4 protein-coding genes, 15 tRNA genes and 2 rRNA genes are annotated in these 5,296 nt (G+C 41.8%); all 21 read right to left on the minus strand.

Annotation, left to right across the window (positions count from 1 at the left end):
- Positions 1 to 270: 270 nt before the first annotated feature.
- Complete coding sequence (locus MLE14_RS22835) at positions 271 to 372, minus strand: DUF6980 family protein (RefSeq protein WP_390629399.1); 102 nt, start codon at positions 370 to 372, stop codon at positions 271 to 273.
- A gap of 123 nt (positions 373 to 495) precedes the next feature.
- A complete protein-coding gene (locus MLE14_RS21680) occupies positions 496 to 1,842 on the minus strand; it encodes an FAD-dependent oxidoreductase (protein WP_243300484.1) in 1,347 nt (448 codons plus the stop codon).
- A gap of 333 nt (positions 1,843 to 2,175) precedes the next feature.
- A complete protein-coding gene (locus MLE14_RS21685) occupies positions 2,176 to 2,739 on the minus strand; it encodes a class I SAM-dependent methyltransferase (protein WP_243300485.1) in 564 nt (187 codons plus the stop codon).
- An 8-nt stretch (positions 2,740 to 2,747) separates the two neighbouring features.
- The gene (locus MLE14_RS21690) at positions 2,748 to 2,951 is read right to left on the minus strand and encodes a class I SAM-dependent methyltransferase (protein ID WP_243300486.1); all 204 of its coding nucleotides are present in this window, start codon (positions 2,949 to 2,951) and stop codon (positions 2,748 to 2,750) included.
- A 373-nt stretch (positions 2,952 to 3,324) separates the two neighbouring features.
- Positions 3,325 to 3,406, minus strand: a tRNA-Leu gene (locus MLE14_RS21695).
- A 6-nt stretch (positions 3,407 to 3,412) separates the two neighbouring features.
- Positions 3,413 to 3,486, minus strand: a tRNA-Cys gene (locus MLE14_RS21700).
- Between the two features lie 19 nt (positions 3,487 to 3,505).
- Positions 3,506 to 3,580, minus strand: a tRNA-Gly gene (locus MLE14_RS21705).
- Positions 3,581 to 3,584: 4 nt separating this feature from the next.
- A tRNA-Gln gene (locus MLE14_RS21710) sits at positions 3,585 to 3,656 on the minus strand.
- 36 nt (positions 3,657 to 3,692) lie between these two features.
- A tRNA-His gene (locus MLE14_RS21715) sits at positions 3,693 to 3,768 on the minus strand.
- A 13-nt stretch (positions 3,769 to 3,781) separates the two neighbouring features.
- A tRNA-Trp gene (locus MLE14_RS21720) sits at positions 3,782 to 3,855 on the minus strand.
- Between the two features lie 8 nt (positions 3,856 to 3,863).
- A tRNA-Tyr gene (locus MLE14_RS21725) sits at positions 3,864 to 3,948 on the minus strand.
- A 30-nt stretch (positions 3,949 to 3,978) separates the two neighbouring features.
- Positions 3,979 to 4,054: transfer RNA gene (locus tag MLE14_RS21730), tRNA-Thr, on the minus strand.
- 63 nt (positions 4,055 to 4,117) lie between these two features.
- Positions 4,118 to 4,193: transfer RNA gene (locus MLE14_RS21735), tRNA-Phe, on the minus strand.
- Positions 4,194 to 4,356: 163 nt separating this feature from the next.
- Positions 4,357 to 4,433: transfer RNA gene (locus tag MLE14_RS21740), tRNA-Asp, on the minus strand.
- Between the two features lie 19 nt (positions 4,434 to 4,452).
- Positions 4,453 to 4,529: transfer RNA gene (locus MLE14_RS21745), tRNA-Met, on the minus strand.
- 39 nt (positions 4,530 to 4,568) lie between these two features.
- A tRNA-Val gene (locus MLE14_RS21750) sits at positions 4,569 to 4,644 on the minus strand.
- Positions 4,645 to 4,674: 30 nt separating this feature from the next.
- Positions 4,675 to 4,749, minus strand: a tRNA-Glu gene (locus MLE14_RS21755).
- Between the two features lie 10 nt (positions 4,750 to 4,759).
- A tRNA-Ser gene (locus MLE14_RS21760) sits at positions 4,760 to 4,850 on the minus strand.
- Positions 4,851 to 4,853: 3 nt separating this feature from the next.
- Positions 4,854 to 4,928: transfer RNA gene (locus tag MLE14_RS21765), tRNA-Asn, on the minus strand.
- A 7-nt stretch (positions 4,929 to 4,935) separates the two neighbouring features.
- A 5S ribosomal RNA gene (rrf, locus tag MLE14_RS21770) occupies positions 4,936 to 5,052 on the minus strand.
- A 140-nt stretch (positions 5,053 to 5,192) separates the two neighbouring features.
- Positions 5,193 to 5,296 (minus strand): 23S ribosomal RNA (locus tag MLE14_RS21775); the annotation flags it as partial.

Genomic DNA, 5,296 nt, shown 5'->3' on the forward strand with positions numbered 1-5,296 from the left:
AAGTGTCTATTGTACGCCATTCTGTTCGAAGACTAGAGAACTTAGGATATAGTGTGACAATAACAGAAGTCTCTTAATTATGAATCCGAATCCAGGACATCTTATTTAGGCGCATCTTTTAAAAAAATAAAAGAGCTGCGTCTATTTTAGTATTGCCTTTTTTGTGAGGTTGTAGAAGTTAATTTTCATGGTAGTACAATAACTTCAACAAATAAACCGTTAATCCTTCTCAGCAACTCGCACCTACAATATACAACTAAGTATTGCTAATCACAGGTTTGTACCACACCAGGGACAAAATGAAATTCCGATACTGGAAGAACCTCCATCATGAATTATTAAGCTGTAGTCATTAGCTGTTTCGTTAAAAATCTCTTTGAAAAATCAATTTAATGGCAACACCAATATTGGTAAAAAAATCTATAGACTATTTCGAACGGCAGCTTTTTATCTAAAAAAGTCGTCTTTATCAATCATATCACTGGAGAGAAAATACTAACGATTATTTGTAAATGTCCGCTTCAGCACACTTTTTATAATGGTTGGATGCATCAGGGTGGAAGTCGGGCGAAGAAGGTGCATAACCTTAATAAAAGAGTTATAGATATCTTTATTCTCAGATGATAAAAGAAAAATGTTTTTCGCATACCATTGCTGAATAGAAAGACCTGCTGGCTTTTTCCCAACAGTATCCGGATAACGAAAATCTTCTGTAATCACCATATTCCAAATAGGGGAAATGATTTTCGCAGCCTGTTGATGAAAGGTTTCAATCATTTTTTGATTTGTGTGCTTTTGGTCCATAAGCAATTTTTTTAATGCTAGCGCTTCCATGATTGCAATACTCATGCCTTGCCCAAAAAAAGGATCGATTCGGCATATCGTATCCCCAATCATTAAAAGACCTTTTGGAAAATTATTCACCTTATCAAATCTTCTCCAGGTGATATTCGGTACACGGAAGGCAGAAGTGCTGGATAAAGCAGTGGCATCCTTTAGTTCTTGATAGATATCCAGTTTTGGCAATTTTTTGGCTATTTCTATAAAGCCGTTGTCACTTTTCAGTATTTCTTTTTCGTTTAATTCGTTATGATATCCCATAAACGTAACTAAAAAACGATTTCCCTCTACCTTCGAAATGCCTCCGCCGATTTTTTCAAAGGGAGGGGTTGGATACACAAGTTTAATGGACCAGTCCCTGTTTGGGTTGTCAGGGAGTTGAAGTGTTTTTGTAAAATAACTTAAGTCAATTTTAACCGTTTCCTCTGGAATATGTACTTCTCGTTTGTTTAGCCATCTTGAGGAAAGACTGTTTACTCCGCTTGCATCTACAATCAGATCCGCATTTATGGTTCTTATGGAGTCGCTGCCATTGATTATTTCGACTCCAGTAATTCGATTTTCTTCTTCAATATATAAAAAGTTTTGAACGTTTTGGCTGTACTGAATGGTTACGTTTGGGATACTTTTAACGTATTGTTCAATATGCCATTCTAGATGCGGGCGTGTTTGAAGAATGGTTGTGTAATCTCCAACAAAGCGGAGTTTCCAAACCCCATGGTGAAACCATGCAATGTCTTGGGTGGAATTGATTTTAACAGCTCCGCTTGCGTTATACTTCTCCGTAATACCAGGAAACAGCTCTTCGAGACCATTCGCACCGGCAAAAAGAAGCGCATGGATATGCTTGCCTTGTGGTACACCTTTTCTCGGAAAAGGTCCATGTGGTTCTGAATCACGTTCTAAAATAATTACCTCTTGGAAAAATTCAGACAGTACACGTGCAACCAATTTTCCAGAAATACCTCCGCCAATAATTACAGCTTTTCCCCTTCGTAACAAATTATTGCAGCTCCCATCAATATTAATTACTTAATAAAAATAGTATACTATCCGCATAGAAGATATTGGAAGAAATTTAAAGGCTTTTAGTTCAAATTGATTAGAATAATCGTTTCCTTATTTTGAATTCTGCAAGAACTTTGCTTTATATGCCCTCTTTACTCTGGTTATTACTATGTTCTATTATTCTCATTAACCTTCCTTTTCTTATTCTGCAACATCAGTTAATCATTGCTCTTGCACTAAACTGCACCTACCGGAAATACAAAAGCCGCCTGTGACGGCAGCTGGATCTTAAAGTAAAGCACCCTTAATTCAATAAGGATTATACCTTTATTTTTGTCGTTTTCGGCAAACACAAACCATGAGTGGACTATCCGCTTGAAATGGACTCATGTCAAAGTTCCCATACATCTCTTCTAGTTCAAATCCATTATAAAACAGCAAACTTTCAAGCTCTTGAGGAAAAAAGTAACGAAGGGCAAACGGCTCTACTGTTTCCACTACCTTCGACACTTCCTTCCATCGACGATTCGTAAAGATATAGTGCTCTAATTGGGTTATATGATCATACGAACGTCGGTATGTACTGCTACAATGATAGCCATAATTATCTGTCCATGAACCGGCATCCTTTTCAATATTTTCATCCGTCTTCAAAAGCGAAATATTTGGATTCCTAGTTTCGAACGCAAAGACTCCATCTTCTTCAAGATGTCTGTGAACTGATCCAAGCAATCCATCTACTGAGGCTCTATCCAGGAAGTGCTGAAATGAGTTACCAGTGGTAAATATGAATCGATACTGGCAACTTAAATCAAATTGTCTTGCATCAGCATGCACCCAATTGACCGAAACATTTAAGCGTTCGGCTTTTTTTTTTGCAAGTTCCAACATTTCTGGAGTTATATATCCAGACCGGTAATATCAAATCCACGCTCTGCTAAAGGAATTGTGAATCTACCTGTCCCACAAGCAACGTCTAAAATAGGGCCGCCTTGTTGAACTGCAAGGTCAAAATAAAACTTACTTTCTACTTCGCTCAATTCATTCAATAAATCATAAGTGTCTGCGTCCCGATACCCTTCTAAATTATCAAAATCTAACATAACTGCCTCCAAATTAACATCAGGATTTGCCTCTTTATAAATTCTATTTGTATGCATGAATAACCTTTATAAATGACCTTAAAATAAATTTTCCGGGGATTCATCCATTTAGAGGATAACACAGTAAACGAGCGATAAACATTCGCATAGCATTGTCAAACTGAGTTCCCGACCCTTTAACGATTTTTCTACAACTTGAATCTTCCGTACATTTAGTCGATTGTCACGTCTGTTTCTAGGCTAAAAAAACCTCGCCTTCCTGTAGATTAGGAAAACGAGGCTTAACGATGCGCACGACCATTTAACGGGTTATGAAACGCAACAAAAAACGGTACCTACGCAATGTAAGTACCGTCATATCAAAAATTATAAGTACCGGTGGTCGGGGTCGAACCGACACTCCTTACGGAACACGATTTTGAGTCGTGCGCGTCTGCCAATTCCGCCACACCGGCATTTGATGGAGGCGCCAACCGGATTCGAACCGGTGATAAAGGTTTTGCAGACCTCTGCCTTACCACTTGGCTATGGCGCCATAATCATAAAGAGTAGTTTGGAGCGGAAGACGGGATTCGAACCCGCGACCCCCACCTTGGCAAGGTGGTGTTCTACCACTGAACTACTTCCGCAAAGCTGGGCTAGCAGGATTCGAACCTACGAATGACGGAGTCAAAGTCCGTTGCCTTACCGCTTGGCTATAGCCCAATAATAACATATGAAGCAGAATATTAAAATGTGAAATGGGGCGGCTGATGGGAATCGAACCCACGAATGTCGGAACCACAATCCGATGCGTTAACCACTTCGCCACAGCCGCCATCACATGAAAATGGCAGGGGCAGTAGGAATCGAACCCACACCGGAGGTTTTGGAGACCTCTGTTCTACCGTTAAACTATGCCCCTGTGATCAATGGTGGAGGGGGACGGATTCGAACCGCCGAACCCAGAGGGAGCGGATTTACAGTCCGCCGCGTTTAGCCACTTCGCTACCCCTCCACGATCCATATAAAATTAGTACCTAAAAAATGGTGCCGGCGAGAGGACTTGAACCCCCAACCTACTGATTACAAGTCAGTTGCTCTACCAATTGAGCTACACCGGCAAGGATATTATTATACTATATCTCCACTACTCTTTCTAGAGGTAATGTCTTCCAACTTAATCATGGTGGCTCAGGACGGAATCGAACCGCCGACACAAGGATTTTCAGTCCTTTGCTCTACCGACTGAGCTACTGAGCCAATTAAAGAATTATCACTTATCAAAATTTTCTGCTAGTCCTTCACCCAAGTCTCAGTAAGGTGTTTCAAGTAGCAGCTCGACTTGTGTGCTGTTGTAAAGCTTCGTAGATTATTCGGACGAGCTCTACCGACTGAGCTACTGAGCCGCATGCATAAGTTTTAATGGCGGTCCGGACGGGACTCGAACCCGCGACCTCCTGCGTGACAGGCAGGCATTCTAACCGACTGAACTACCGGACCATTTTTAAAACACTTTGTTTGGTTGCGGGGGCAGGATTTGAACCTGCGACCTTCGGGTTATGAGCCCGACGAGCTACCGGACTGCTCCACCCCGCGGTAATAGAAATAATATTGAGTTTTTGCTCAAAGATTTAGTGGTGGAGGATGACGGGATCGAACCGCCGACCCCCTGCTTGTAAGGCAGGTGCTCTCCCAGCTGAGCTAATCCTCCTAGCTTGAGCTTCCGAATTCAAAAAATAAATGGTGACCCGTACGGGATTCGAACCCGTGTTACCGCCGTGAAAGGGCGGTGTCTTAACCACTTGACCAACGGGCCATATGTATTATGGCGGAGAGCAAGGGATTTGAACCCTTGATACGCGGTTAGCGTATACACGATTTCCAATCGTGCTCCTTCGGCCACTCGGACAGCTCTCCTAATGGCTCCGCAGGTAGGATTCGAACCTACGACCGTTCGGTTAACAGCCGAATGCTCTACCACTGAGCTACTGCGGAATATAAAGCCTGGCGATGTCCTACTCTCACAGGGGGACAGCCCCCAACTACCATCGGCGCTGAGAAGCTTAACTTCCGTGTTCGGGATGGGAACGGGTGTGACCTTCTCGCCATAATCACCAGACCGGTTAAAGCTGAAAAATTGAAGACAAATTCTATTATAATGGGTTTCTTGAAATTTTCAAGAACTATTTTAGAGAACTTCGTTCTCTCAAAACTAGATAACGACTAAAGAATAAGATAAGGACCAAAATCACCATAAACTTGGTTAAGTCCTCGATCGATTAGTATCTGTCAGCTCCACACGTCACCGTGCTTCCACCTCAGACCTATCTACCTTGTCATCTTCAAGGGATCTTACTTGCATA

Source organism: Bacillus litorisediminis (assembly GCF_022808645.1).
Classification (GTDB): domain Bacteria; phylum Bacillota; class Bacilli; order Bacillales; family JC228; genus Bacillus_BF; species Bacillus_BF litorisediminis.

Bases quoted from the DNA above. Each gene is read 5' to 3' on its own strand.
- MLE14_RS21685 (WP_243300485.1), bottom strand. From the start codon at position 2,739: ATGTTGGAACTTGCAAAAAAAAAAGCCGAACGCTTAAATGTTTCGGTC.
- MLE14_RS21690 (WP_243300486.1), bottom strand. From the start codon at position 2,951: ATGTTAGATTTTGATAATTTAGAAGGGTATCGGGACGCAGACACTTAT.